This is a genomic window from Bradyrhizobium sp. USDA 3256 (assembly GCF_054058275.1).
Genome location: NZ_JBSSAE010000002.1, coordinates 1,680,213 through 1,705,837, shown reverse-complemented (window position 1 = coordinate 1,705,837; position 25,625 = coordinate 1,680,213). Strand labels below are relative to the sequence as shown.

22 protein-coding genes are annotated in these 25,625 nt (G+C 64.3%); 7 read left to right on the top strand and 15 right to left on the bottom strand.

Features of this window, described 5'->3' with window-relative positions; all coding sequences use genetic code 11:
• Positions 1-13 precede the first annotated feature (13 nt).
• From ACVWY5_RS09680 to ACVWY5_RS09650, 7 genes are all read right to left on the bottom strand, one after another.
• The gene (locus ACVWY5_RS09680; RefSeq protein ID WP_028331850.1) at positions 14-1,165 is read right to left on the bottom strand and encodes a Gfo/Idh/MocA family protein; all 1,152 of its coding nucleotides are present in this window, start codon (positions 1,163-1,165) and stop codon (positions 14-16) included.
• Positions 1,162-2,565: a hypothetical protein gene (locus tag ACVWY5_RS09675; protein WP_028331851.1), complete on the bottom strand. Its 1,404-nt coding sequence runs from the start codon at positions 2,563-2,565 to the stop codon at positions 1,162-1,164. The genes ACVWY5_RS09680 and ACVWY5_RS09675 overlap by 4 nt, the downstream gene beginning before the upstream one ends.
• A gap of 14 nt (positions 2,566-2,579) precedes the next feature.
• Positions 2,580-3,425: an ABC transporter ATP-binding protein gene (locus ACVWY5_RS09670; protein WP_028331852.1), complete on the bottom strand. Its 846-nt coding sequence runs from the start codon at positions 3,423-3,425 to the stop codon at positions 2,580-2,582.
• 169 nt (positions 3,426-3,594) lie between these two features.
• A complete protein-coding gene (locus tag ACVWY5_RS09665; protein WP_028331853.1) occupies positions 3,595-4,593 on the bottom strand; it encodes an ABC transporter substrate-binding protein in 999 nt (332 codons plus the stop codon).
• Positions 4,594-4,651: 58 nt separating this feature from the next.
• Positions 4,652-5,461: an ABC transporter permease gene (locus ACVWY5_RS09660; RefSeq protein ID WP_028331854.1), complete on the bottom strand. Its 810-nt coding sequence runs from the start codon at positions 5,459-5,461 to the stop codon at positions 4,652-4,654.
• 204 nt (positions 5,462-5,665) lie between these two features.
• The gene (locus ACVWY5_RS09655; RefSeq protein WP_038377107.1) at positions 5,666-6,322 is read right to left on the bottom strand and encodes a TetR/AcrR family transcriptional regulator; all 657 of its coding nucleotides are present in this window, start codon (positions 6,320-6,322) and stop codon (positions 5,666-5,668) included.
• Between the two features lie 347 nt (positions 6,323-6,669).
• Positions 6,670-7,518, bottom strand: coding sequence for a VOC family protein (locus ACVWY5_RS09650; protein ID WP_028331856.1), 849 nt, complete (start codon positions 7,516-7,518; stop codon positions 6,670-6,672).
• A gap of 226 nt (positions 7,519-7,744) precedes the next feature.
• Between ACVWY5_RS09650 and ACVWY5_RS09645 the strand changes: the two genes are divergently transcribed.
• A complete protein-coding gene (locus ACVWY5_RS09645) occupies positions 7,745-8,638 on the top strand; it encodes a sugar kinase (protein WP_028331857.1) in 894 nt (297 codons plus the stop codon).
• Positions 8,639-8,660: 22 nt separating this feature from the next.
• A complete protein-coding gene (gene rbsK, locus ACVWY5_RS09640) occupies positions 8,661-9,596 on the top strand; it encodes a ribokinase (protein ID WP_028331858.1) in 936 nt (311 codons plus the stop codon).
• Positions 9,597-9,698: 102 nt separating this feature from the next.
• Here the strand turns inward: rbsK and ACVWY5_RS09635 are convergent, their stop codons facing one another.
• Positions 9,699-10,916 (bottom strand): FAD-dependent oxidoreductase, encoded by a 1,218-nt coding sequence (locus ACVWY5_RS09635; protein ID WP_028331859.1) that lies wholly within the window; start codon positions 10,914-10,916, stop codon positions 9,699-9,701.
• 248 nt (positions 10,917-11,164) lie between these two features.
• Between ACVWY5_RS09635 and ACVWY5_RS09630 the strand changes: the two genes are divergently transcribed.
• A complete protein-coding gene (locus ACVWY5_RS09630; protein ID WP_028331860.1) occupies positions 11,165-11,959 on the top strand; it encodes an enoyl-CoA hydratase/isomerase family protein in 795 nt (264 codons plus the stop codon).
• Between the two features lie 8 nt (positions 11,960-11,967).
• Here the strand turns inward: ACVWY5_RS09630 and ACVWY5_RS09625 are convergent, their stop codons facing one another.
• The 4 genes from ACVWY5_RS09625 to ACVWY5_RS09610 form a co-directional block, all read right to left on the bottom strand.
• The gene (locus ACVWY5_RS09625) at positions 11,968-13,308 is read right to left on the bottom strand and encodes a TRAP transporter large permease (protein ID WP_028331861.1); all 1,341 of its coding nucleotides are present in this window, start codon (positions 13,306-13,308) and stop codon (positions 11,968-11,970) included.
• Positions 13,305-13,889: a TRAP transporter small permease gene (locus tag ACVWY5_RS09620; RefSeq protein WP_028331862.1), complete on the bottom strand. Its 585-nt coding sequence runs from the start codon at positions 13,887-13,889 to the stop codon at positions 13,305-13,307. The genes ACVWY5_RS09625 and ACVWY5_RS09620 overlap by 4 nt, the downstream gene beginning before the upstream one ends.
• 28 nt (positions 13,890-13,917) lie before the next feature.
• Positions 13,918-14,919, bottom strand: a complete 1,002-nt coding sequence (locus tag ACVWY5_RS09615) for a TRAP transporter substrate-binding protein (RefSeq protein WP_028331863.1) — start codon at positions 14,917-14,919, stop codon at positions 13,918-13,920.
• A gap of 154 nt (positions 14,920-15,073) precedes the next feature.
• Complete coding sequence (locus ACVWY5_RS09610; protein ID WP_028331864.1) at positions 15,074-16,777, bottom strand: IlvD/Edd family dehydratase; 1,704 nt, start codon at positions 16,775-16,777, stop codon at positions 15,074-15,076.
• 172 nt (positions 16,778-16,949) lie between these two features.
• On the opposite strand from ACVWY5_RS09610, the gene ACVWY5_RS09605 reads away from it, so the two are divergent.
• Positions 16,950-17,642 (top strand): GntR family transcriptional regulator, encoded by a 693-nt coding sequence (locus tag ACVWY5_RS09605; RefSeq protein ID WP_028331865.1) that lies wholly within the window; start codon positions 16,950-16,952, stop codon positions 17,640-17,642.
• 34 nt (positions 17,643-17,676) lie between these two features.
• Positions 17,677-18,243, top strand: a complete 567-nt coding sequence (locus tag ACVWY5_RS09600) for an invasion associated locus B family protein (protein ID WP_157348271.1) — start codon at positions 17,677-17,679, stop codon at positions 18,241-18,243.
• Here the strand turns inward: ACVWY5_RS09600 and ACVWY5_RS09595 are convergent, their stop codons facing one another.
• Entirely contained in the window at positions 18,244-19,065 is an 822-nt protein-coding gene (locus tag ACVWY5_RS09595; protein WP_028331867.1) for an NAD-dependent epimerase/dehydratase family protein, read from the bottom strand.
• A 113-nt stretch (positions 19,066-19,178) separates the two neighbouring features.
• Here ACVWY5_RS09595 and ACVWY5_RS09590 point away from each other — a divergent pair, with 113 nt between their 5' ends.
• Positions 19,179-20,141: an SMP-30/gluconolactonase/LRE family protein gene (locus ACVWY5_RS09590; protein ID WP_028331868.1), complete on the top strand. Its 963-nt coding sequence runs from the start codon at positions 19,179-19,181 to the stop codon at positions 20,139-20,141.
• Positions 20,142-20,352: 211 nt separating this feature from the next.
• On the opposite strand, the gene ACVWY5_RS09585 is transcribed toward ACVWY5_RS09590, so the two are convergent.
• Both ACVWY5_RS09585 and ACVWY5_RS09580 read right to left on the bottom strand, forming a co-directional pair.
• Positions 20,353-21,786, bottom strand: coding sequence for an aldehyde dehydrogenase family protein (locus tag ACVWY5_RS09585; RefSeq protein WP_028331869.1), 1,434 nt, complete (start codon positions 21,784-21,786; stop codon positions 20,353-20,355).
• Positions 21,787-22,098: 312 nt separating this feature from the next.
• A complete protein-coding gene (locus tag ACVWY5_RS09580; protein WP_028331870.1) occupies positions 22,099-24,465 on the bottom strand; it encodes a transketolase in 2,367 nt (788 codons plus the stop codon).
• Between the two features lie 131 nt (positions 24,466-24,596).
• On the opposite strand from ACVWY5_RS09580, the gene ACVWY5_RS09575 reads away from it, so the two are divergent.
• On the top strand, positions 24,597-25,058 hold the full coding sequence (locus tag ACVWY5_RS09575) for an Lrp/AsnC family transcriptional regulator (protein ID WP_016841346.1): 462 nt from the start codon (positions 24,597-24,599) through the stop codon (positions 25,056-25,058).
• Positions 25,059-25,625 lie beyond the last annotated feature (567 nt).

The following is a 25,625-nucleotide window of genomic DNA, read 5'->3' as shown; positions in this document are numbered from 1 at the left end:
GCAAGGTCCTTTCTCAGACTGATATCGGGGCGACGTCGATCCAGCGCCGCTCCTTCCAGCTCTTCAGCGCGCATTCGGCGAGCTGCACGCCCTTGGCGCCTTCGAGCAGGGTGTATTTGTAGGGCGCATCCTCGCAGACATGGCGGATGAACATCTCCCACTGTTCCTTGAAGCCGTTATCGTAGACGACGTTTTCGGGCAGCTTCTGCCAGTCGGCATAGAAATCATGCATCCGCTTCTCGTCCGGATTCCACACTGGGCGCGGTGTTGCCTGACGCGCCTGGATCACGCAGTCGGTCAGACCCGCCACCGCCGAGCCATGGGTGCCGTCGACCTGGAAGGTGACGAGATCGTCGCGGTAGACGCGCGTCACCCAGCTCATGTTGATGTGCGCGATGACGCCACCCTTCAGGCGGAAGGTCGCGTATGCGGAATCATCGGCGGTCGCCTGGTATTTCTTGCCCTTCTCGTCATAGCGTTCGGGGATGTCAGTCGTGCCGAGGCAGGTCACACTCTCGACTTCGCCGAACAGATTGTCGAGCACGTAGCGCCAGTGGCAGACCATGTCGAGGATGATGCCGCCGCCGTCCTCGGCGCGGTAGTTCCACGACGGCCGCTGCGCTTCCTGCCAGCCACCCTCGAACACCCAGTAGCCGAACTCGCCGCGCACCGAGAGCATGCGACCGAAGAAGCCGGAGTCGCGCAGGAAAGCGAGCTTCTTCAAGCCCGGCAGGAACAGCTTGTCCTGTACGGTGCCGTGCTTGAGGCCCTTGGCATTGGCGAGCTTCACGACCGCAACGGCCTCCTCGAGATTGGTCGCGATCGGCTTCTCGCAATAGACATGCTTGCCGGCATTGATCGCCTTGGTCAGCAGCGAAGGCCGCGCCTGCGTGGTGGCGGCGTCGAAGAACACGGTGTCGCCCTTGTCCGCGAGCGCGCGATCGAGATCGGTGGTGTGGCGTTCGATGCTGTAGCGTTTTGCCAACGCGCCGACCTTCTCGGCGTCGCGGCCGACCAGGATCGGATCGGGCATGACGCGGTCGCCGTTCGCGAGCTGCACACCGCCCTGCTCGCGGATCGCGACGATCGAGCGGACCAGATGCTGGTTGAGCCCCATCCGGCCGGTGACGCCGTTCATGATCAGGCCGAGGCGTTTGGTCGTCATACTGCTTGCTCCTGCGAAACGCGTGATGTTGGCCGCTTGAGCGGCTGCATGGTGGACCAGTTCGGATGGATCGAACTGGCAAAGCCCGGCGCGGCGGCGATCGATCCGGTCAGCAGATCGCCGTCATGGATCGCGAGGCGGACCTTACCGCCCTCGCGCGTGTAGAGATCGGGATGCGCGGCGAGGAAGGCGTCGGCCTCGTCAGCCGGGGTGTCGGCAAAGCCATCGACATAATGATGCCCGTTGCGCTCGGCATGGGCGACGCCGATCAACGCCCCGAGCGCGAGGTCCTGCTGCACGCCGAGCCCGGCCTGGCAGGTCAGGTCCTCGCCGCTGACGAAATACCGGCCGCCATCCGCGCTCCACACCGCCGCACGGGTGGCGTTGATGATCGATTTGTAGACGCCCTTGCACGATTTCGAGGAGATGCCTCGATAGCCGAGCGCGCGCGCCTGCGGGAATGCATCATAGGAATCGTCGGCTTCGTCGATGATGAAGCCGTGCGCCGCCAGTTTCCCGAGCGGCGAGGCTCTTGTGATATCGCGCGGCATCGGCTGCTCGATATAGAGCAGGTTTGCCCTGATCGGCTGCAGCGCCGCGTCATGGTCGAGCCGGTCGACCAGCGCGTTCAGCGCGGCAAGGTCGGCATATTGCTCGTTGGCGTCGAGCGTGATCCTGGTTGCGTAAGGCAGCTTTGCAAGCTCGCTGCCGATCCGCGACAGCCGCGCCGCGTCATGCGCGGGATCGCCGTTCAGCTTGAGCTTGAAATAGCGCGCACCGGCGTTCTCGTTGCGGTCGGCGACGCCGCCCTCGCCTTCAACCTTGTCGTCCATTCCGACCGTGTGCCTGACGGCGACACGGTCAAGCCGCTTGCGCGTCGACAGGAACCGCGCGATGGCCGCATCGTCGAGATCCGCCGTCAGCCGCGCGTCGATGCCGGCAATATTGCCGGCCATGCCGTCGAAGAAGTTCGCGCCGGCCGCGCGCAGCAGCGCATCCAGGATCGCCTTGTCGATCTCGGCCGGGCCAAAGCCGGCGGCAAGCGGCGGAATGTCTTCGGCAGCGCAGGCCGCAACCTGCGGGCCGATACGTTCGGCATGGAGGCCGAATGCTGTGTCAAAGCCCTTCGCCAGATAGAGCTCGCGCGCGATCGCAAGCGAACGGCGAAGTCCGTCGAGCGACTGCGCTTCGGTCAGACGCGGCCGCTTGTCGAACCATTTCGGCGCCAGCATCTCGGCGCCGGCGCCGGTGGCGCGGCCCTTGCCTTCCACCTCGATCTCGACCTGCACGAACATCTGCGTCGACGCGGTGATCGTCACCGCGCCGAAACGGAACGGCCGGGCGAACACCAGCGGCCGTTCGAAGAACGCGATATCGTTGACCTTGAGGCGAAGCGGCATTGAAGGCTCGGGTGTTAGTCCAACGACCCCTGTGTGAAGAAATGCTTCCGGATCCGTTGCACCAGTTCGTTGAAGACAGGATCGGACATCGTCTCGAGCGAGCGCGGCCGCGGCATCGGCACATCGTAGATCGCGGCGATCGCCCCGGGCCGCTCGGTCATCACCAGCACGCGGTCGGCGAGGAACACGGCTTCCGGGATCGAGTGCGTGATCAACAGGACCGTCTTGCCGGTCTCGCGCTGGATCCGCATCAATTCGACATTCATCCGCTCGCGCGTCATGGCGTCGAGCGCGCCGAACGGCTCGTCCATCAGCATGATCTTCGGATCGTGCACCAGCGCGCGGCAGATCGAGGCGCGCTGCTGCATGCCGCCGGAGAGCTGCCAGGGCAGTTTCTTCTCGAAACCCTCGAGGCCGACCAGCTTCAGCAGGTCCCTGGCGCGGGCAAGATATTTGTCCCGCGGCAGCTGCTTCATGTCGATCGGCAGCATCACGTTGGAGAGGATGTCGCGCCACGGCAGCAGCAGCGCATTCTGGAACACGATACCGACATTGCCGTGCGGCCTGGTCACCGGCTCGCCGGCGATCAGCACTTCGCCCGTCGTCGGCGGCAGCAGGCCCGAGATCATCTTGAGCAGCGTGGACTTGCCGCAGCCGGAGGGCCCGACCACGACGAAGAACTCGCCGTCATTGATGGTGAAATCGAGCGGCCGCAGCGACGGCACATCACCGTCGCGCGACCGGTAGGTCTTCGAGACGCCGGAGAGCTTGATCCCGTGCTCGGCACCGCCCGCGCGGTCCGACACCAGGCGCAGATGCGCTGCGGGCTGAACATCGGCTGGTTTGGTTGCAGGATTCATCACAGCCCTGTCCACCCGTCGTCCCTGCGAAAGCAGGGACCCATACGCCGTGTCCGCTCATTCGGGCACGCGGGCACAGACCTTCCGCACCAATCAACGCCGGTGGTTATGGGTCCCTGCTCCGTGCGCAACAGCGCACTCGGCAGGGACGACAGAGGATATTTGTGGCTCACGAATTGCCCTTTGGCAGATAGTCGTTGGTGTAGAACGCCTTCGGATTGGCCTTGGCCTTGGCGTCGAGGCCGCCATACTCGACCATCAAATTGACCGACTCGGTCATGTTCTGGTCGGTGACCTGGAACGGCCGCTTGGTCCTGGTCTCCGGCGTGCGATAGAGCGGGATCGTCAGTTCGAAGCCTTGCGTCAACGTGTCGATCTTGCCGCCCTTCGGGTTGGCGTCGAGGATCGACTGCGCAGCCGCCTTCGGGTCCTTCTCCGCGGCTTCCACCGCCTTTGTCGTCGCCGACATGAAGCGGCGGACCAGGTCCGCATTGGCCTTCACATAGTCGGAGTTCGCGATGATGCCCGACGACACCATGTTGATGCCGTAGTCGGCGAACTTGATCGGATAGACGTCCTTGCCGGTGGCGTCCTTGATCTTCATCGACTGGTCCATGACGTAGCCGAGCAGCAGGTCAGCCTGGCCGTTGATCACGGCGTTGAGCTTGGTCTGGCCGTCGCCGGCGACGGTGTTGAAATCGCTTTCCTTCAGGCCGGTCTTCTTCAGGAACAGCGGCCAGATCTGCGTCATCGAATCTGCCGGCGTGATCGCGACCGTCTTGCCCTTGATGTCCTCCGGCTTCCTGATGTTCTTCTCGGCAAGGCTCATCGCCGACATCGGGCTGGTCTGCAGCAGCACGCCGGTGGCGATCACGGGCGCGCCCTTCACCGCGGCACGCATCATCGTCGGCACGTCGACATAGCCGAAATCGGCGGTCTTGGCGGCCACCGCCTGCGTGGTCGCGGCCGAGCCGCGGCCTTCCTGGATCTCGAGGTCGATACCTTCGGCGGCATAGATGCCCTTGGCCTTGCCGTAATAGAACGGCGCATGCTCGCCATAGACGTACCAGTTCAGCATCAGCACGACCTTGTCGGCCGCGGATGCAGGGGCCACCGCAAGCGCGGTCCAGGCCAGCGCGGCGCCTGCGACCGCAATCAAACGCTTCATGGTTGTTCTCCCTTTATTGTCCGCGGTCCTTGCTTGGACCGCTTGTCCGTTTGCTGCGCTAGGAAGCGAAGATGATGTCGTCGCGCTGGCTGACGTGCCAGGGGATCACCAGCCGCTCGATGCGGTCGACGATCCAGAACAGGATGACGCCGAGCAGCGCGAGGATCACCAGCGCGGCGAACATCGTCGGCAGGTCGAAGGTGCCGATCGAGCGCTGCATCACATAGCCGATGCCGGAGTTGGAGCCGACGAACTCGCCGACGACGGCGCCGACCACAGCGAGCGTGACCGAGACTTTCAGGCCGGAAAAGATCGCGGGCATCGCGTGCGGCAGGTTGACCGCGCGGAACACCTGGAAGCGGCTGCCCTGCATCGCGCGCGCCAGATCGACCATATCAGGGTCGACCGACTTGAAGCCCTGCACCGCCGAGACCACCACGGGGAAGAAGCCGAGCAGGAACGCGGAGATTACCTTGGGGATGATGCCGAAGCCGAACCACACCACGAACAGCGGCGCGATCGCGATCTTCGGCACGGACTGGGAGAACACCAGCAGCGGATAGACGTAGCTCTCGACCGTCTTCGAACCCGCGATCAGCATCGCAATGGGAATGCCGAACAGCGCCGAGAGCAGGAAGCCGCAAATCGTTGCATAGGTTGTCGGCCAGGACTGCCGCAACAGCTCCGGCCAGTCGCTCCACAGCACCGCGACGACGTCGCCGGGCGAGGGAATTTGGTAGGCGGGAATATGGAACAGGCGGATCGCGAGGTCCCAGGCCGCCACGATGACAACCAAAAACAGGAACGGACGTACCCACGCCGCATTCAGCACCTTCGACAGGCCCGAAGGGCTCTTTGCCTCCGCCACGTCACGCTCCCTTTGCAGTCTCTCTGTTCGTTCAGAAATTAACCCGTTGGATAAATACTGTCCAGCCCCAAGCGCGCGGCAAAATCGCGCCGAAATACGCGACTTTCGTCAGGCGAGAATTTTTGTCGGATGAGACTTCGTAGCCCGGATTGCGCTTCGCTCCATCCGGGCTACGGGCATCAGTGATGAGCGCGAACGTGCGCCTCACACCACGCGGTGCTCGGCCGCGCGCAGCACCGGCATCGCGCCGCCGAACGCCGCCGTGGATTTGCCGGTCAGCGCCGCCAGCACCAGCGCGGTCATGTGCTCGAGGCGCTCGTCGCGGGCGTCCTTCTTCAAGAGGTCGCGACCGAAGATCACGCTCAGCGTAGCGCTGTTGGAGAGATAGAAGAACGCCAGCCCGGCGATCGAGATGTAAAGCTGCACCGGATCGACCGCGACGCGGAAATCGCCACTCTCGACCCCGCGCGTCACCACGGTGCGGATCATCTCGACAAAGGGCGAGTGCATCGACTTGACCTTGGTCGAACGCTTCAGGTGTTTCGCCTTAGCGAGGTTTTCGGTGTTCAGCAGTGCCAGGAACTCGGGGTTACGCAGAAAATAGTTCCACGTGAAGTCGATCAGACGCCCGATCGCCTCGGGCGGATCGAGATGCTCGAGATCAAGGGTGCGCTCCTCGGCGCGGATCTTCTCATAGGCGCCTTCCAGCACCTCGAGATAAAGATCCTCCTTGTTGCCGACGTGGTAGTACAGCATGCGCTTGTTGGCGCCGGCATTGGCCGCGATGCGATCGACCCGCGCCCCGGCGAGGCCATGGGCGGCGAATTCCTGCTTGGCCGCCTCGAGAATCCGCAGCCGCATCCCCTGGGGGTCGCGCTGCCATCTCTGAATTCGCTTTGCCTTGGCCAAATCGATCGCCCGTGATGCTGAATTGATGAATGTAGCATGACGAACGACGTTTGAGAACGAATGTTGTCGTGACGGCCATGCGGGAATATTTCTCGCAACCACCCTCCTCGTCATTCCCCGGTGCGCAATTGCGCACCTGAAGGCGTGCGCAGCACGAACCCGAAATCAACCGGACAACGTGTTCCGTGGGTGAATGGATTCCGGGTTCTCGCTTCGCGAGCCCCGGAATGACGAGAAATTCAAAGCCTGCAGTTGCCTACGACACCCGCCGCCGGGACGACGCGCGGATAAAGCGCAGCCTAGTCTGGCTTTCCTTGCGAAGGCTGCACCAGAAGCGTCGGCACGCCGCAGGTGCCGTTGCGCACCGTCATCACGCGCGTGCCGGGCTTGCGGCCGGTACGAACCTCGGAGACGTCGACACCAGCGGCGATCAGCCGCGCACGCGTGGCGTCGATGTCGGCGACGCGCCAGCAGATGCCGCGCAGCCGGTCCGGCGCGTCCGTCTCCGATTTGCCCGGCCGGTGCGTGACCTCGACGACGAGGTCGCCGCAGCGGAAGAACATCAGCCGGCCCCACTCCGGATGCGACCGGTCGAGCGCCATGTCGAGCCCGAGCCGAGCACCATAGAGCGCTGCGGCGCGTTCCGGATCGGCGGTCGAAACCACCACGTGATCCATCGCGGTGATCGATGCGGTCGTGGTGCGGACCGACAGCGGCCGCTCCTGCTCGCGTTCCAGGAAGAACATGCGCACGCCGCGCGTCGCATCGGTCGCGGCCCGCGTACGCTTCCACGACAGCGTGGCGCCACTGATGTCGTCGCGGCTCTCGACCTCCGCGACGGGTTCGGGCTTTAGCGTCAAGCGGTCGAGCCTGCGGTGTGTCTTCGCGATATCGCTGGTGCGGAAGCACAGGCTCGCAAGCCCCTCGCCCTGGGTGGCGAGCGCGCTGCGGACGCGCTGGGCTGCATCGTCGTCGCCCTGCGGCGCCACCAATTCCAGCGTGGTGTTGTCGAGCGTGAACAGCGTGCGGTCCGCGCCGCCGCCGCTGTAGCGCCAGGAAGGCGACCGCGCGAACAGCGTCTCGTAGGCCGCGCTGGCAGCAGCGATGTCGCTGGTCAGGACGACGACGTGATCGAGACCGATAATCATGGCCGCAACCTCCCCGAATCTGCCGTCATTGTGTTTCTCCCTTAACCCAGCCCGGAACCACGGACTGCCGCCAGCCGTTATGCCGCATGCCAGAAGGGCCCGGCACAGCCATCATCTCTACCTGTAAACCAGGCAGGGTTGCGAATATTTTCAGCGATATCGGCCGATCAGCAATGCTAGTCTGGAACCGCCGGCCGGGACCACACCAAGCCACGACGGAAAGCGAATGCAGGCTCTCTTCATCGGACAGACCTATATCGACGTCACCTTCATCACGGATCACATGCCCGTCGGCGACGAAAAGCACGTCGCCGACGCCTATGCGGTGTCGTTCGGCGGCAACGCCGTGACCGCAGCATTCTGCTGCGCCAAGCTCGGCGTCCCGCCGGACCTGATCGCCACCATGGCCAATGACTGGCTGGGACGGATGTTCTGGGACATGGCCGACAGGTACGGCATCTCGTTCCACCCCCGCAAGGTCAACTCCTCCTCGCTGTCCTTCATCATGCCGAACGACGGCAAGCGCGCCATCGTCCGCTGCCGCGACGACCAGCACATCCACCCCTTTCCGCTGCTGAACATCAAGGGCTGCCGTGCGCTGCACATCGACGGCCACCAGCCGGACGCCGCGATCCATTATGCGAAGCTGTGCCGCGAGGATGGCATCCTGACCTCGCTCGACGGCGGCGGCCTGCGCACCAACACCCACGAGCTGCTCGCATTCATCGACATTGCGATCGTCGCCGAACGCCTGTGCGAGCAGATGGACAAGACGCCGGAGCAGATGCTCGACTATCTCAAGGGCCGCGGCTGCAAGGTCGGCGGCGTCACCATGGGCGAGCGCGGCCTGCTCTGGTATGACGAGGCCGGCACAGTGCGCACGCTGCCGGCTTTCCCGATCCCGCGCGCGCGCGTGATCGACACCAACGGCGCCGGCGACGTCTTCCACGGCGCCTACATCTACTCCTACCTTTCAAACCCGAGCAAAGGCTGGCATGAGCATTTCAAGTTCGCGCGCGCAGCCTCGACCTTCAAGATCCAGAAGCTCGGCAACGAGGCAGGCCTGCCGACGCTGGCGGATATCGCGGCGGTCAAGCAGGAGTTTCGCGCCGAGGCCTGATAGAGGTGAATGGGGCTAGGCCATGGGGCGCGTCTTCGTCGCCGGCAGCATCAATATGGACGTGGTGGCGACCGCCGAGCGCCATCCGCGGATCGGCGAAACCGTCGCCGGCGAGGCCGTGCTCTATTTTCCCGGAGGCAAGGGCGCCAACCAGGCGGTGGCTTCGGCCAAGCTCGGCATACCGACCACGCTGATCGGCCGGCTCGGCACCGACGCGTTTGGCAAGGAGCTGAGAACGTTCCTCGTCGCACAAGGTGTCGATCTCGCCTTCGTCAAGGACACGGACGGCACGCATTCGGGCACGGCGATCATCACGCTTGCGAACGCCGACAACACGATCGTCGTTGTGCCAGGCGCCAATGGGCTGGTCGATGCCGATGATGTCGCGGCCCCCATCCTCGCGAGGGGTGACGTCGCGGTCAGCCAGTTCGAGATCCCGCTGCCGGCGATCGCGGCCTTCTTCCGGCGCGCCCGCGCTGCCGGCGCCACCACGATCCTCAATCCGGCACCGGCGAAAAAGGCCGACAAGGCTCTGCTCGATCTCGTCGACATCCTCGTTCTGAACGAAACCGAACTCGGCTACCTGACTGGCACGGAGCTGCGAGACGGCGACACGCCGGAGCGCTTCTCCGAGGCGGCCAGGACCTTAGGGCAAGGCAAAATCGTTTGCGTCACGCTCGGAAAGCGCGGCGTGCTGGCGCTGGTCGAGGACCAACCGCTGCTCGTGCCGGGACGCGAGGTCAAGGCCGTCGACACCACAGGCGCTGGCGATTGCTTCGTCGGCGCCCTCGCCTCACAGCTCGCCATTGGCAAGCCGCTCGGCGACGCACTGGCTAACGCCAACGCCGCCGCCTCGATTTGCGTGCAACGGATGGGGGCCGCGCCGTCGATGCCGACGGCGCAGGAGGTTAGCGCCGTTCTTTCCACGCGTCGTCCCGGCGAAGGCCGGGACCCATAACCACCGGCTACAGTTTGGGGCACCCGCGCAGTAACTGCGTTCGTCTCCGCCAATGATCGCCGCGGAGTATGGGTCCTGGTCTTCGCCGGGACAACGATTCGACTACGTCAGCGCACTCTTCAAATCGAAGCTCGCATCCGCCGCCTGCTCCGGCGTGATCGAGCCGCCGGCACCGAGCAGCCGGCGGCCGAACATGTGATCGCCGGCGCGATTGACCGACTCGATGCCGAGCAGTTTGTCGCCGCGATAGCAGAACGCCGAGAACGCGCCCTGCGCGCGATCGCCGCGCACCACGACGCGGTCGTAGCCGGTGGTGAGGCCGGCCATCTGCAGCTTGTCGGGGCCCTGGTCGCTCCAGAACCACGGCAGGCCGTCATAGACCTCGGTCTTGCCGGTCAGCCGCGACGCCACGCAGCGCGCATGGTCGGTCGCATTCTGCACCGACTCCAGCCGCAGCGACCCGCCGAAGCGCTTGCTGGTGTAGAGCGCGCAATCGCCGATCGCGGAAACATTCGGATCGGCGGTCAACAGATACTCGTCGACGATGATGCCGGATGCCACCGGCAGCCCGGCCTCCGCGGCAAGCTCGACATTCGGCAGCACGCCGACGCCGACCACGACGAGATCGGCCGGGATGTGCGTGCCGTTGCTCAGGCTGACGCCGGTAACCTTGCCGCCATCGGCCTCGATCGCCGTGACCTGCACCCCGAGATGAATCCGGATGCCGGCCGCGCTGTGGCGGGATTGCGAGAACTCGGAAATCTCCGCGGTCACCGCCCGCGCCATCACGCGGGAGGCGAGCTCGACCACGTCGACCTCGAGGCCTTTGGCCCGGGCGGTGGCGGCAAATTCGAGCCCGATGAAGCCGGCGCCGATCACGACGACGCGCATGCCGGGCGCGATCAAATCGCGCAGCACCTGGCTCTCATCCAGGATGCGCAGGTAGCGGACGGCGTCGAGCTTGGCGTTGGGGATATCCAGCAGCCGGTTCCGCGCACCGGTCGCGAACACCAGATGGCCATAGTCGAGCGACGTGCCGGAGGCGAGCGCCACTTTCCGCGCATTGCGGTCGATCGCTTGGGCGCGATCGGTGATCAGGTCGATCTTGTTGTCCTGGTAGAACTTGTCGGGCCGGAACATCAGGGTCTCGGGCCCGCCGGTCCCCTTCAGATAGCCCTTCGACAGCGGCGGCCGCTGATACGGCAAATGGCCTTCGTCATTGATCAAAGCGATGCGCTCGGCAAAGCCGGCCTGGCGCAGCGACGCCGCGAGCTGGAAGCCGGCATGTCCGGCGCCGACGATGATGACCGAGCCTGTCATCGGAACAACCCAAATACGCGCGAGCAGGAGTGACCCATGCCGTTTCCTCTTGTCGATGTTAGCTTGCTTGCCCCGTCCCCACAGCGCTCGTGTCTGCGTACCGAAGGCACATGCCATTTGGCCTCATGGCTCGCGCGGACGCAAGGGGGTCCCAGGCGATTCTGGCGCACCCGCGGCGCCGGACCGGATTGCCACGGCTCCCGCCAAGGCCTTAAATGTCCGGAACCAACAAGCCCAAGGTCTTCAATATGCCAGCACCCGCCCCCTCCGCCACTGACCCCGCTTTGCTCCGCATCGACGGCGCCATCGCGACCATTACGCTGAACCGGCCGGCCGCGTTCAACGCGATCGACATGACGATCGCCAAGAAGCTCGAGCAGCTCAGCGCCGAGGTCGAAGCCAACAAGGACGTTCGCGTGCTCGTCATCGAGGGCGAAGGCCGCGCCTTCTGCGCCGGCGGCGATCTGCAGACCATCGGTGCCGCCGCCGAAGCCAACAACATCGCCCCCGTGGTCGGCGAGATGCTGCACCACTATCACGCGTTCATCGAGACGGTCCGGCGGATGCCGAAGATCGTTCTCTCAAGCGTGCATGCTTCGGCGGCCGGCGCCGGCATGGGCCTCGCCTTCGTGACCGACCTGTGCATCGCCGCGGACGACGCCCGCTTCACGCCCGCCTATGCCAAGATCGGCGTGTCGCCCGATGGCGGCAGCACGGTCGGCATCGTCGGCACGGTCGGCACCCGACGCGCGCTGCAGATTTTCCTCGCCGAGGATGGGTTCACCGCGCAGCAGGCCTATGAATGGGGTCTCGTCGTCAAGACCGTCCCCGCGGCCGAGCTGAAGGCTGCGACGCGGCAGCTCGCCGAGCGCCTGGCAAAGAATCCGCCCGCCGCGATCGCGGCCACCAAGTCACTGGTGTATCAGGCGGCCACCACACCAACCAAGCAGCAGCTCGACGCCGAGGAACATAAGATCATCACGACCATGCATACCGACGATTTCCGCGTCGCCGTGAAGAAGTTCACCAGCAAGTCGAAGTAGAGGTTTGGCTAGTTCGGGCAGATGTACCCCGTGCCGCCGGGTGCCTTGAAGCAGCCGACCGATTCCGGGATCACCTGCTTGGGCAGCCACAGCACGACCTTCGGAAAATAGATCGTGAAGCAGATCGTGACCAGGAACACGACATAGATCGGCAGCGCCGCCCGCAACGCTTTTGCGAAACTGATGCCGACGAATTTCGAGGCCATCAGCAGCACGAGCCCGTAGGGCGGCGTGATCAGGCCGAATGCCAGCGTAGCGATCAACACCACGCCCATATGCACGCCGTTGATGTCGCCGGCCTGGGTCAGCGCGTTGACCAGCGGCATGAAGATGATGATGGTCGGCACCGGCTCGATGAAGTCGCCGACCACGGTGAACAGCAGCACCATCAAGAGCATGATGAGGTGCGGGTCGTTGCCGGCGATCGAGGTGATCCAGTCCGCGATGTAGATCGCGCCGCGCAGATAGGCCAGCATCCAGCCGAACGCGTTCGCCGCGCCGATCGTGATCAGCGGCAGCGAGAAGATCAGGCCGGCCAGACAGAAATCATACGGGATCTTCTTCAGGTGCCCACGGTTCAGCGCCGGGATCACCACGACGATGATGTAGGCGACCGCGACGACCCCGGCCTCGGTCGGCGTGAACCAGCCGGTCAGGATGCCGCCCAGCAAAATCACCGGGATCATCATCGGCAGCGCCGCGTCACCGGCGGCGAACGCCACCTGGCGCAGCGGCGCGCGCGGCTTGCGCAGGCCCGAGGGACCGAAGAAGTAGCAGTAGATCATCAGTCCGAAGCCGATCATCAGCCCGGGGACCACGCCGGCCATGAACAGCCCGGCGATCGAGACATTGCCGACCGCGCCATAGACCACCGCCGTGATGCTCGGAGGCACCAGCGCTGCGATCGTCGACGCCGAGGCGATGATCGCGGCGATGAAGGCCGGCTCATAGCCTTCCCGCCGCATCGGCCCGCCGAGCGCCCGGCTCATGACCGCAACGTCGGCGGTGGTCGAGCCCGACATCTCCGAGAAGAACATGCTGAAGACGACGACGACCTGCGACAGCCCGCCCCTGATGTGCCCCACCAGCGAAACCGACAGATTGGCGATGCGGACCACGACATTCGCCGAGCTCATGAGCTCGCCGACCAAGAGGAAGAACGGGATCGCAAGCAGCGCCTCGGAATCGACGCCGTCGAAGATCTTCTGGATGATCGCCGCCAGCGAGACGTCTGATAGCACTGCGCCGACGAACACGCCGGCCATCAGCGAGAACGGCACGGGCACGCCGAGATAACCGAAGAACAGGAAGCAGAACGACATCAGCGCAAGCACGACCGGTGCGCTCACGGCTGCACTCCCGTCGTCGCGCGGGTATCGATCGCAGGAATCGGAAGGTCGTCATCCGGTGGCTCCGGATGGTCGAAGCCATTGCGGATCCCGTTGATGAGCTGCTCGATCGTGAACAGGCCGATCAGGATGCCGGACAGCGGGATCACCGCATAGAGCGAGGCGATCGGCGTACCCGACGGCAGGCGGAAGCTACCGAAGCCTCGGAGGTAATTTTGATAGCCATACCAGACCAGGCAGAAAGCGACGCCCAGCACCACCAGACGGATGACGATCTCGACGAACAGCCGCGACCTGCCATGCATCGCTTCGGAGATCGCGGTGAGATAGAGATGGTCGTTGCGTCGTGTCGCGACCGCGGCCCCGATGAAGATCGCGTAGATGAACAGCGTCGAGGTCACCTCCTGCAGCCACAGCCAGGGATGACCGATGGTGCGGGTGACGATATCGGCGGTCACCGAGAGCGAGAAGCCGAAGCACAGCAGGCCGCACAGCATCATCAGGATCAGCTCGAGCCGGTCGAGCGCCCGCCATTTCAGATACCGCTGCCGTTGCAGCACCAGTGTGTCGGCGATGGCCATGGCTCGCGCTCCGCGTCAACCTCGGGCTCTAGTTGATCGCGCGGATCAAATTCTTGATCTTCTCCGCATGCGGGCCGAGATCCTTGGCGAGCTTGTCGAGATAGGGATCGGCGATCGCGGTAAAACTCTTCTTGTCCACATCCTCGACCACCTTGACGCCGAATGACTTCAGCTTTGCCGCTGCGGCCTTTTCCAGTTCGAACGCCTTGGCAGGCTCCTTCGTGCTCACCTCGGCGGCCGCCGTCGTCACCCAGTTCTTCTGCTCCGCTGAAAGGCTCTGCCACAGCTTGTCGCTGATGAACAACAGCGCATTGTTGGCCTCATGCTCGGTCATCGAGAGCACCGGCGCGACTTCGTAGTGCTTGTTGACGAGGTAAACGTTCACGCTGTTTTCCGCCGCCTCGACGACGCCGGTCTGCAGCGACGTGTACACGCTGCCGAACGGCATATGGACGGTTTGCGCGGCGTAAGCCGGGAAAATCGTATCCTCCGTGGCCGTCGCCTGAACACGAATTTTCACCCCCTTGAGATCGTTGACTTTATGGATTTCCTTCCTGGCGTAGATGCTCCTTACGCCTTGGCTGCCCGTCGCGATGACATGAAGGCCTTGCGACGTGTCGTCAATCATCGCCTTGATCGCGTCAATCACCTTCTGATCCGCAAGGGCCTTCACCACATGGTTGGCGTCGCGGAACAGGAAATGCAGCGACATCACACCGGCCTGCGGCGAGATAGTCGCGGTGTTCGCCGATGAGATGATCGCGAATTCGATGTCTCCGGATTTCACGAGCTGCAGCAGCTGCGGCTCCTGTCCGAGTTGGGCGCCCGGATATTGATCGACGATCATGGTCCCCTTGCTCAACTCCTTGAGCTTGGCGGAGAACATGTCGTAGGCCACGCTGTATCCGGTGTTGAGCTGCTGATCGTGCGCGAAGCGGTAGTGCTTGACTTCCTGCGCGCCAGCGCGCGGCGGCAGCAGCAACGCTGCCGCCGCCATCGCAATCCCGACGATCCTGGCTGAATAGCCCATCGCGACGTTCCCCCTGTTTTTAATTGAGGGGATCATCCCATCAGTCGCGCAGGATTGTCAATAAAACAGAGGTAATCAGGTCGTCGAGGCCCCAGCGGGCGCTTCGCAGTCGGAAATTATCGACAATTCGACTGCGATGCCAATCGAGACCGAACTACTTCCCCTTGGCGCGCATGAAGTCAAAGTCGCAGCCCTCATCGGCCTGCAGGATGGTGTCGTTGAAGAGATGCGCGTAGCCGCGCTTGGCCCAATCGGGCGTACCGGCCGGCGCGAGCGCGGCGCGGCGCTTCTGCAATTCGGCCTCGTCAACCAACAGATCAATGCTGCGCTTGGCGACATCGAGCCTGATCATGTCGCCGTTCCGCACCAGCCCGAGCGGACCGCCGACGGCGGATTCCGGCGTGATGTGCAGCACGATGGTGCCGAACGCGGTGCCGCTCATCCGGGCATCGGAGATGCGGACCATGTCCTTCACGCCGGCGCGCGCGAGCTTCTTCGGGATCGGCAGGTAGCCCGCCTCGGGCATGCCGGGCGCGCCCTTCGGGCCGGCATTGCGCAGCACCAGCACGTCGTCGGCGGTCACATTGAGCGCGGGATCGTCGACCCGCAGCGTCATGTCCTCGACCGATTCGAACACCACGGCGCGGCCGGTGTGCTGCAGTAGTTTCGGGCTCGCCGCCGACTGCTTGATCACGGCACCGCGCGGCGCGAGATTGCCGTGCAGGATCGCCATCGCGCCTTCGGACTTGATCGGGTTCGCCTTGGAGCGGATCGCGTCCTGCCCCGGTACATCCTCGGCATTGGCGACGACCTCACGCAAGGTCTGGCCGGTGATGGTTTTGGCATCGAGGTCGATGAGCTCGCCGAGCTGCGCCATCAGCTTCGGCACGCCGCCGGCATGATGGAAATGCTCCATGTAGTGTTCGCCCGACGGCTTGAGGTCGACCAGCACCGGGACCTCGCGGCCGAGCTTGTCGAACGCTTCGAGGTCGATCCTGTGCGGCGAGCGGTTGGCGATCGCCGTGAGATGGATCAGCCCGTTGGTCGAGCCGCCGATCGCCTGCATGACGACCTGGGCGTTGCGGAACGAGGATGGCGTCAGGATCTCGCTCGGCTTCGGTCCCTTGGTCTTCGCCATCTCGGCGGCGACGCGGCCGCTGGCCTCGGCGGAGCGGAAGCGTTCGGCATGCGGCGCCGGGATCGTCGCGCTCATCGGCAGCGACAGGCCGAGCGCCTCGGTGATGCAGGCCATGGTGGAGGCAGTGCCCATCACCATGCAGGTGCCGACCGAAGGCGCGAGGCGGCCGTTCACGGCCTCGATCTCGTTGTCGTCGATCTCGCCGGCGCGATACTTGCCCCACAGCCTGCGGCAGTCCGTGCAGGCGCCGAGCACCTCGCCCTTGTGATGGCCGACCACCATGGGCCCGACCGGAATCACCACGGTCGGCAGATCGGCGCTGATCGCGGCCATGATCTGCGCCGGCAAGGTCTTGTCGCAGCCGCCGATTACGACCACCGCATCCATCGGCTGGGCGCGGATCATCTCCTCGGTATCCATCGCCATCAGGTTGCGCAGATACATCGAGGTCGGGTGCGCAAAGCTCTCGGCGATCGAAATGGTCGGGAACACGAACGGCATCGCGCCCGACAGCATCACGCCGCGCTTCACGGCCTCGATGATCTGAGGCACGTTGCCGTGGCAGGGATTATAGTCGCTGTAGGTGTTGGTGATGCCGACGATCGGCCGATTGAGCGCATCGTCCGAATAGCCCATCGCTTTGATGAACGCCTTGCGCAGGAACAGCGAGAAGCCGGCGTCACCATAGCTTGTCAGTCCCTTGCGAAGTCCGTCGGCCATTTTCTTCTCGTCCCGTGGTTGTTCGGCCGCACTTAAGGAGCGGCAGGAATTATTGTCAATATGAGATAATCTGGTCGCGGCTTGCGGCTGGTCTGCGGCAAAATCGCCCCCATTATTGACAATAACCGTGGCGCCATGCTGACCTCAGGCACCGATCCGAAGCCGAGAGCGCATGACAGCCGAGCCCACATTGCCCGAACTCCAGGCCCCCTCGCGCGAGGAGGAACAGGCGGAAGTGATCCGCCGGCTGGAGGAGGACATCATCTTCGGCCGCTTCGCGCCCGGTTTGCGGCTGGTCGAGGATACCCTGATGCAGCGCTACGGCGCGAGCCGGCATTTCGTCCGCCAGGCGCTGTTCCAGCTCGAGCGCCAGGGCATCGTGCTGCGCGAGAAGAATGTCGGCGCCACGGTGCGGTTCTATTCGGCCGAGGAAGTGCGGCAGATCTATGAGGTGCGCGAGATGTTGACGCGCCAGGCCGCGCTGATGATCGCCCTGCCCGCGCCGCAAAGCCTGATCGACCAGTTGAGCGAGCTGCAACGGCATTACTGCATCAAGGCCGAGGCGCAGGACATGCGCGGCATTCACGAGACCAACGATGCGTTCCACCTCGCGCTGTTCTCCGCCTGCGGCAATCCCTATCTGGTCCGCTCGCTGCAGGACTACATGAACCTGACGCTGCCGATGCGCGCCAAGAACCTCGCCGACAGCGAGGGCCTCGCATTGTCGCGCCGCCAGCACGAATTGATGATAGAGCTCTTGAAGGGCCGCGACAGCTGGGCGCTGGCGCAGCTTTGCGTCGATCACATGCAGTACAGCAAGGCGGATTATCTCGTCCGCATCTCCAACGACAAAAAGCCGCAATAGCGCGATACGCGGCCTCCTCGTGAAGGAGACGGCGATGCGCTATGTGGCTATATTCCTTGGATCGCTGGCCGTGCAGCTTGCGCTTGGCGGCGTCGGCGAGGCGGCCGATCCGCGCGCGACGCAGCTCACCTACGAGCCCTGGACTAAGACATGCCTGACGGAGGCGAGTTGCTTCGTCGGCGCCGCCGCGCGCGGTCAGTGCTCGCCATCGGGCGGCACGCTCAGCGTCTCGCCGCAGAGCAGCAAGCGCGCGATCGTGAGCGCCAATGTCGGAACGCGGACCATGCTGGAAGGCACGATCAGCCTCCGCATCGATCAGGACGAGCCGATCCAGATCGCCAGGCCGCATTGCTACACGCTCGGCTGCGGCGGCACGCTCGAGGCCGATGGCGAAATGATCGAGCGGCTGAAGCACGCGCAGACCATCGCCGTCGAAGCCAAGAACCTCACCGGGCAGACCATCAGCCTCGCCTTTCCCCTCACGCACTTCGCCGAGACCTTTGACGGGCCCGGCAGCCCGCCCAAGACATCCGGGCAAGGTTCGAAGGACGCGCAGCAGCACACCGAAGCCGTGAAGCAACTGCCGCAATGCGAGGATTGATCACTTCTTCCAGTCGATCACCCTCTCCTTGTCGCCGTCGAACTCCATGCTGCAGAACGCACCGCCCTGGTAGTAATCGCCGACCGGATCCGGCGACAGCTTGGCCTGCTCGGCCATCGCGTGCTCGCGGAAATCTTCAGCCCTTCCGGTCGGACGATAGCCGAGGTCGTAGGCGCGGTGATTGTCCCACCACGAGCGCTCATTGTAGGACGCGCCGTACAGCACCTCGAAATGGATGTCGGGATGCTCGAGCCCGATGCGGCAGAGCTGGACGAGGTCTTCCGGCTTGAGCCAGATCGAGAGCCTGCGGTGGTCGAGCGGCGCCTCGCCGAAATTGCCGATCCGGAGGCACGTGACCTTGATGCCGTGCTTGTCGGCATAGAGCGCGCCGACGCCTTCACCGAACACCTTGCTCACACCATAACGACTATCCGGCCTCGCGGTGACGTCGGTGCCGATGCGGTAATGACGCGGATAGAACCCGACCGCGTGATTGGATGAGGCGAAGATCACGCGCTTGACGCCCTTTTTGCGCGCCGCCTCGAACAGATTGTAGCAGCCGATGATGTTGGACTGCAGGATCGCGTCCCAGGGTCCTTCGACCGAATAGCCGCCGAAATGCAGAATGCCGTCGACGCCCTCGCAGATCGCCTCGACCTGCGCAAGGTCGGCGAGATCGGCCGCCTTGAACTTTTCGTTGCTGCCGAGATCGGAGGGCTGCTTGATATCGCTCAGCAGGAGATCCGGATAGATCGGTGGCAGCAGCTTGCGCAGGCTCGTTCCGATTCCCCCCGATGCGCCGGTCATCAATATGCGTGGCATGCCGTCCCTCTTCTTTCCTGATTGCTGCGATCGAATTGCGGTCGCAGGCCGACAATGATAGCAAACCAGGCGCTCAAGGAAACACCATCGAAACACAACAACGAGAACAGCAAATGTCCGATGTTCATTCCGCCGGCTGGCGTCCCGCGACCTGCTATCCCGATCCCGCGATCCGCGCGCTCGATCCGCGTTTCGAGAAATACTGGCTGAAACTCTCCGCCGTCGAGCGCATCGCGACCGGTCTGCGCTGGGCCGAAGGTCCGGTGTGGTTCGGCGACGGCCACTATCTGTTGTGCAGCGACATCCCGAACCAGCGCATCCTCAAATGGGAGGAGGAGACCGGCGCGGTCAGCATCTTCCGCAAGCCGTCGAACTTCGCCAACGGCAACACCCGCGATCGCCAGGGCCGACTGATCACCTGCGAGCATGGCGGCCGCCGCGTGGTGCGCACCGAATATGACGGATCGATTACGGTGCTGATCGACTCCTTCGGCGGCAAGCGACTGAACTCGCCGAACGACGTCGTTGTGAAATCCGACGGCTCGATCTGGTTCACCGATCCGATCTTCGGCCTGCTCGGCAACTACGAAGGCTACAAGGCCGATCCCGAGATCGAGCCCAACGTCTACCGGCTCGATCCCGCAACCCGCGAGGCCACCATCGTCGCCGAGGGCGTGCTGGGGCCGAACGGGCTGTGCTTCTCGCCGGACGAGAAGATCCTCTACGTCGTGGAATCCCGCGGCGAACCGAACCGCAAGATCCTCGCCTATGACGTCGCAGCCGACGGCAAGACGATCTCCAACAAGCGCGTCTTCATCGACGCCGGCCCGGGCACGCCCGACGGCATGCGCTGCGACATCGACGGCAATCTGTGGTGCGGCTGGGGGATGGGTGATCCCGAACTCGACGGCGTCGTCGTGTTCGCGCCCGACGGCGTCATGATCGGCCGCATCGCGCTGCCGGAGCGCTGCGCCAACCTCTGCTTCGGTGGCGTCAAGCGCAACCGCCTGTTCATGGCGGCGAGCCAGTCGATCTATGCGCTCTACGTCAACACCCAAGGCGCGCTCGGCGGGTAGTTTTCCTCGTCGTCCCGGCGAAAGCCGGGACCCATCACCACCGATGGATCTTGGCCTGGCGCGCTGGGGCCGCATTCTTCGCAAAACGAAGGCCTGTGGTTATGGGTCCCGGCTTTCGCCGGGACGACGATAGAAACTTCTACCTTCCAAACGGCTGACGCCGGAGCGGTGATCCGCCCCGGCGCCAGAATGTTGTCTCTCGTGGCTCGGCTTACGCCGCGTTGTAGCCGGCGACCGCCTTGGCCTCGAGATATTCCTCCAGACCGTAGCGGCCCCACTCGCGGCCGTTGCCGGACTGCTTGTAGCCACCGAACGGCGCGGTGCGCTCGTTCGGCACGCCCTGCAGGTTGACGTTGCCGGCGCGGATCTGGCGGCCGACGCGGCGCGCGGTTTCCACGGTGTCGGCCGAGACGTAACCGGCGAGACCATACGGCGTGTCGTTGGCGATCTTCACCGCGTCGGCTTCGTCCTTGGCGCCGAGGATGGTCAGCACCGGTCCGAATATCTCTTCGCGGGCGATCGTCATGTCGTTGGTGACGTCGGCGAAGATGGTCGGACGGACATAGAAGCCCTTGTTGACACCCTCGGGCAGGCCCGGACCGCCGGCGACCAGCGTTGCGCCCTCGTCGATGCCCTTCTGGATCAGCGCCTGGATCTTGTCCCACTGGCCGCGGTTGACCACCGGACCGATCGTCGTGCCGTCGGCACGCGGATCGCCGGCCTTGGTCTTGTCGGCGACGCCCTTCGCGATGGCGGCCACTTCCTTCATCTTGGAGAGCGGCACGATCATGCGCGACGGCGCGTTGCAGGACTGGCCCGAGTTGTTGAACATGTGCATCACGCCGCCGGTCACCGCCTTGGTCAGGTCGGCGCCGTCTAGGATCACGTTCGGCGACTTGCCGCCGAGCTCCTGGCTGACGCGCTTCACGGTCGGCGCTGCACGCTTGGCGACGTCGACGCCGGCGCGGGTCGAGCCGGTGAAGGAGATCATGTCGATGTCCGGGTGCTCGCTCATCGCGGCACCCACCTCCGGGCCGAGGCCGTTGAGCAGGTTGAACACGCCCTTCGGCACGCCGGCTTCATGGAGAATTTCCGCGAAGATCAGCGCCGAGGTCGGGGTGAACTCCGACGGCTTCAGGATCATGGTGCAACCGGCGGCGAGCGCGGGCGCGACCTTGCAGGCGATCTGGTTGAGCGGCCAGTTCCAGGGGGTGATCATGCCGATGACGCCGACCGGCTCGCGCACGATCACGGCGGTGCCCATGGTCTCCTCGAACTCGTACTTCTTCAGCACTTCGAGGGTGTTCATGAGGTGGCCAAGGCCGGCGCCGGCCTGCATCTTCTCGGCCATCGGCAGCGGCGCGCCCATTTCGTCGGAAACGGCGGCGCCGATCTCCTTCATGCGGCCCTTGTAGACCTCGACGATCTTGGTGAGCAGCGCGACGCGCTCCTCGCGGCTGGTCTGGGAAAAGGTCTCGAAGGCGCGCTTGGCGGCGGCGACTGCCTTGTCGACATCGGCCTTGGAGCCGAGCGCAATCTCATACATCGCTTCTTCGGTCGCCGGATTGACGACCGGGGTGGACTTGCCTTTGACGACGGGATCGACCCAGGCGCCGTCGATGTAGAATTGCATGCGATTGACCATCGGAAACCTCTTGTACGGGGCGTATGGAATGGGGAACGAAAGCGTTCGGCAGGCATCCTTGCACGAAAGCCCGGCGAATTGAACCCGCCATATGCGGGACGCGGCTCGTGCGCGCGAACGGCATATAATGTCGCTATCGCGCAGGTGGCAAGGTTGGTCTCGTCGCCCCGGCGAAGGTCGGGGCCCAAAACCACCGCCGGCAATTGGTAAAGGGTGCTGTTAGAACGAGTCGCGTTTACTTGCTGCCAGTTGTGGTAATGGGTCCCGGCCCCCGTGCGCAATTGCGCACTAGGCCGGGACGACGATGTGGGGCTACACCGCCATCTTGCGATGCCGCACCGGGGCGCCAACCGAGACGCTTTCCGCCGCGTCGATGATGGCGTTGGCATCGATGCCGTAGTGGCGGTAGAGGTCGCCGATCGTGCCGGTCTGGCCGAAATGCTCGACACCGAGCGCCTCGACGCGGTGGCCGCGCACGCTGCCGAGCCAGCCGAGCGTTGCCGGATGGCCGTCGATCACGGTCACAATGCCGCAGTCGCGGCCGAGCGGCGCCAGCATGCGCTCGATATGACTCAAATGCTGCGCGCCGCGGCGATCACGGCGCAAATTCCGCGCGGCGGACCAACCCGCATAGAGCCGGTCGGCGGAGGTTACCGCCAGCAGACCGACGTCGCGGTGGCTCTCGCCGATCAGGCCGACCGCCTCGATCGCCTCCGGCGCGACGGTGCCGGTATACGCAATGACGATGTCGCAGTTCGGACCCGGCTTGCGCATCCAGTAGGCGCCGTCGGTGATGTCGCGCTGCAGGTCCGGGGTCATGATCCGTTGCGGCTGCTCCAGCGTCCGGGTCGAGAGTCGCAAGTAAACCGAACCACCCTCGGCGCCCTCCCGCTGCATGTGGCAAAAGCCCCAGCCCATGATCACGGCAAGTTCATCGACGAAGGCCGGATCGAACGAGGCGAGCCCGTCCTGCCCGATGCCGATCAAGGGCGTCTTGATCGACTGATGCGCGCCGCCTTCCGGCGCCAGCGAGATGCCCGACGGCGTCGCCGCCACCATGAAGCGGGCATCCTGGTAGCAGGCGTAGTTCAGCGCATCGAGGCCGCGTTCGATGAAGGGATCGTACAGCGTGCCAACCGGCAAGAGCCGCGCGCCGTTGATCTGGTGCGACAGGCCGAGCGCCGACAGCATGATGAACAGATTCATCTCGGCGATGCCGAGTTCGAGGTGCTGTCCCTTCGGCGAATATTCCCAGGTGTAGGCGGACGGGATCTTCTCCTGCCGGAACAGGTCGTGGTTCTCCGCCTTCGCGAACAGGCCGCGGCGGTTGACCCAGGCGCCGAGATTGGTCGACACGGTGACATCGGGCGATGCGGTGACGATGCGCGAGGCAAGTTCGCTATCGCCGCGCGCCAGCTCGTGCAGCACGAGACCAAAACCCTGTTGCGTCGACATCTGCGCCGAGGCCTTGAAGGCCAGCCGTTCCGGCACATCGATTTCAGGCGCGGACAGGCGGCGGCGCCCCTCGCGGTTGAACGGCGCCTCGGCCAGGAAAGCCTCGAGCTTTGCAGGCTCCTGCGACAGGCCCTCGAACTTGTCCCACTCGTGGCCGGGGCGGATGTTCTGCGCGGCGCGCCACTTCTCCATCTGCGCCACCGTCATCAGGCCGGCGTGGTTGTCCTTGTGGCCCTGCATCGGCAGGCCGACACCCTTGATGGTATAAGCGATGAAACAGACCGGCCGATCATGGTCGATCGCCTCGAAGGCCTCGATCATGCTCGCCATGTCGTGGCCGCCGAGGTTCGACATCAGCGCCAGCAACTCGTCGTCGCTGCGGCGCTCGATCAGCGCCGACACCTCGCCCTGGTCGCCGATGTCGTCGCGCAGATGCTTGCGGAACGCGGCGCCGCCCTGGAAGCAGAGCGCGGCGTACATCTGGTTCGGGCAGTTGTCGATCCAGCGCCGTAGCGCCTCGCCGCCGGGCTCGGCGAACGCCTCGAGCATCAGCTTGCCGTACTTCACGATCACCACGTCCCAGCCGAAGTTGCGGAACATGGTCTCGAACTTGGCCCACAATCCCTCGCGCACCACGGCGTCGAGCGACTGCCTATTGTAGTCGACCACCCACCAGGTGTTACGCAGCCCGTGCTTCCAGCCCTCGAGCAGCGCCTCGAAGATGTTGCCCTCGTCCATCTCGGCGTCGCCGACCAGCGCGATCATGCGGCCCTCCGGCCGGTCCTGCAGCCAGCCGTGCGCCTTGACGTAATCCTGCACCAGCGAGGCGAACAGCGTCTGCGCGACGCCGAGGCCGACCGAGCCGGTCGAGAAGTCGACGTCGTCGCTGTCCTTGGTGCGCGAGGGGTAGGACTGCGCGCCCTTGTAGCCGCGAAAATTCTCCAGCTTGTCGCGGGTCTGGTGGCCGAACAGATACTGGATGGCGTGGAACACCGGGCTCGCATGCGGCTTCACCGCGACGCGGTCCTGCGGGCGCAACACCGAGAAATAAAGCGCCGACATGATGTTGGCGAGCGAGGCCGACGAGGCCTGGTGGCCGCCGACCTTCAACCCGTCGGTAGAGGGCCGCACATGGTTGGCGTGATGGATGGTCCACGACGACAGCCACAGCACCTTGCGGGCCAGGGCGGACAGCATGTCGAGGCGTTCAGGCGCGATTCCCATGGCAATGCTCCGGGCGATATGCCGGAATGTTACTGCCGCAAGCGGCCGCGAAAATCTCAATTCCACGCGACAGCACAGGAAAAATTGGGATAAATTCCCACGATCCGACTTCAACTGACGAGTTCATCCCAATGCCCGCCCTCGATGCCATCGACCGCAAGATCCTGAGTCTGCTCCAGACCGACAGCCGCATGACCATGCAGGAACTCGCCGACAAGGTCGGGCTGTCGGTGTCGCCTTGCCACCGCCGGGTCAAGCTGCTCGAGGAGCGCGGCGTGATCTCTCGCTACATCGCAACCGTCGACCAGAAGTCGATCGGGCTGCACGTCTCCGTCTTCATCTCGATCAAGCTGGCGCGCCAGAAGGAGGAGGACCTCAACCGCTTCGCGCGCGCGATCTCGAAATGGGACGAGGTGCTCGAATGCTACCTGATGACCGGCAACCGCGACTATCTGCTGCGCGTCGTCGCCGCCGACCTTTCCTCCTATGAGGCATTCCTGAAGAACAAGCTGACCCGGCTCGACGGCATCGCCTCCATCGAGTCCAGCTTTGCGCTGAGCCAGGTGAAGTATTCGACGGCGTTGCCGGTGTGAGGGCGTTGGTTGGTCACTCGAATGACGCCGACCCCACAGTGTCGTCCCGGCGAAGGCCGGGACCCATACGCCGCAGCAGTTGTTGTGAGAGGGACTCGTCGTTGCAGCATCGCTTAACAATTTGCATTTGGGGTTATGGGTCCCTGCTTTCGCAGGGACGACATTGAGTGTGTTGCGCTGTCAGTGGCATACCTTCGCACTCTCGCGACATGAATCGTCCGAGCTTTGCATCTCGTTCCGTTTTGCAAAAGAGGCTTGCGCCGTCGGGCAACTCAGTGATTGGCGCTGGCGCCCTGCCCGGCTGGACGGCCTCGCCGCGACAATCAGGCTATGGCGCAATCCATATCCCAATCACGATGATGGCCAGTGAGACGGCAATGACCAGCATATCGGTGGTGAGCCAATCGGGCATTCCGTTTGATGGCTGCTCGCTCATGTCCGCGACTCCTTCTGTTCGCGTCGAGCCAATATGCTGGAGCGGACCGGCGCGAACGAGGATGAACTGGTTCACATAAAGCTAGGAAAAAGCTGCAAATTCCGCGTGTTTTAGCGCGCTCAAGTTGCGCC

Excerpts from the sequence above, each read along its gene's own strand:
- ACVWY5_RS09680 (WP_028331850.1), bottom strand. The coding sequence starts at position 1,165 with ATGACGACCAAACGCCTCGGCCTGATCATGAACGGCGTCACCGGCCGG.
- ACVWY5_RS09675 (WP_028331851.1), bottom strand. The coding sequence starts at position 2,565 with ATGCCGCTTCGCCTCAAGGTCAACGATATCGCGTTCTTCGAACGGCCG.
- ACVWY5_RS09670 (WP_028331852.1), bottom strand. The coding sequence starts at position 3,425 with ATGAATCCTGCAACCAAACCAGCCGATGTTCAGCCCGCAGCGCATCTG.
- ACVWY5_RS09665 (WP_028331853.1), bottom strand. The coding sequence starts at position 4,593 with ATGAAGCGTTTGATTGCGGTCGCAGGCGCCGCGCTGGCCTGGACCGCG.
- ACVWY5_RS09655 (WP_038377107.1), bottom strand. The coding sequence starts at position 6,322 with ATGCGGCTGCGGATTCTCGAGGCGGCCAAGCAGGAATTCGCCGCCCAT.
- ACVWY5_RS09650 (WP_028331856.1), bottom strand. The coding sequence starts at position 7,518 with ATGATTATCGGTCTCGATCACGTCGTCGTCCTGACCAGCGACATCGCT.
- ACVWY5_RS09645 (WP_028331857.1), top strand. The coding sequence starts at position 7,745 with ATGCAGGCTCTCTTCATCGGACAGACCTATATCGACGTCACCTTCATC.
- rbsK (WP_028331858.1), top strand. The coding sequence starts at position 8,661 with ATGGGGCGCGTCTTCGTCGCCGGCAGCATCAATATGGACGTGGTGGCG.
- ACVWY5_RS09635 (WP_028331859.1), bottom strand. The coding sequence starts at position 10,916 with ATGACAGGCTCGGTCATCATCGTCGGCGCCGGACATGCCGGCTTCCAG.
- ACVWY5_RS09630 (WP_028331860.1), top strand. The coding sequence starts at position 11,165 with ATGCCAGCACCCGCCCCCTCCGCCACTGACCCCGCTTTGCTCCGCATC.
- ACVWY5_RS09620 (WP_028331862.1), bottom strand. The coding sequence starts at position 13,889 with ATGGCCATCGCCGACACACTGGTGCTGCAACGGCAGCGGTATCTGAAA.
- ACVWY5_RS09615 (WP_028331863.1), bottom strand. The coding sequence starts at position 14,919 with ATGGGCTATTCAGCCAGGATCGTCGGGATTGCGATGGCGGCGGCAGCG.
- ACVWY5_RS09610 (WP_028331864.1), bottom strand. The coding sequence starts at position 16,777 with ATGGCCGACGGACTTCGCAAGGGACTGACAAGCTATGGTGACGCCGGC.
- ACVWY5_RS09605 (WP_028331865.1), top strand. The coding sequence starts at position 16,950 with ATGACAGCCGAGCCCACATTGCCCGAACTCCAGGCCCCCTCGCGCGAG.
- ACVWY5_RS09600 (WP_157348271.1), top strand. The coding sequence starts at position 17,677 with ATGCGCTATGTGGCTATATTCCTTGGATCGCTGGCCGTGCAGCTTGCG.
- ACVWY5_RS09595 (WP_028331867.1), bottom strand. The coding sequence starts at position 19,065 with ATGCCACGCATATTGATGACCGGCGCATCGGGGGGAATCGGAACGAGC.
- ACVWY5_RS09590 (WP_028331868.1), top strand. The coding sequence starts at position 19,179 with ATGTCCGATGTTCATTCCGCCGGCTGGCGTCCCGCGACCTGCTATCCC.
- ACVWY5_RS09585 (WP_028331869.1), bottom strand. The coding sequence starts at position 21,786 with ATGGTCAATCGCATGCAATTCTACATCGACGGCGCCTGGGTCGATCCC.
- ACVWY5_RS09580 (WP_028331870.1), bottom strand. The coding sequence starts at position 24,465 with ATGGGAATCGCGCCTGAACGCCTCGACATGCTGTCCGCCCTGGCCCGC.
- ACVWY5_RS09575 (WP_016841346.1), top strand. The coding sequence starts at position 24,597 with ATGCCCGCCCTCGATGCCATCGACCGCAAGATCCTGAGTCTGCTCCAG.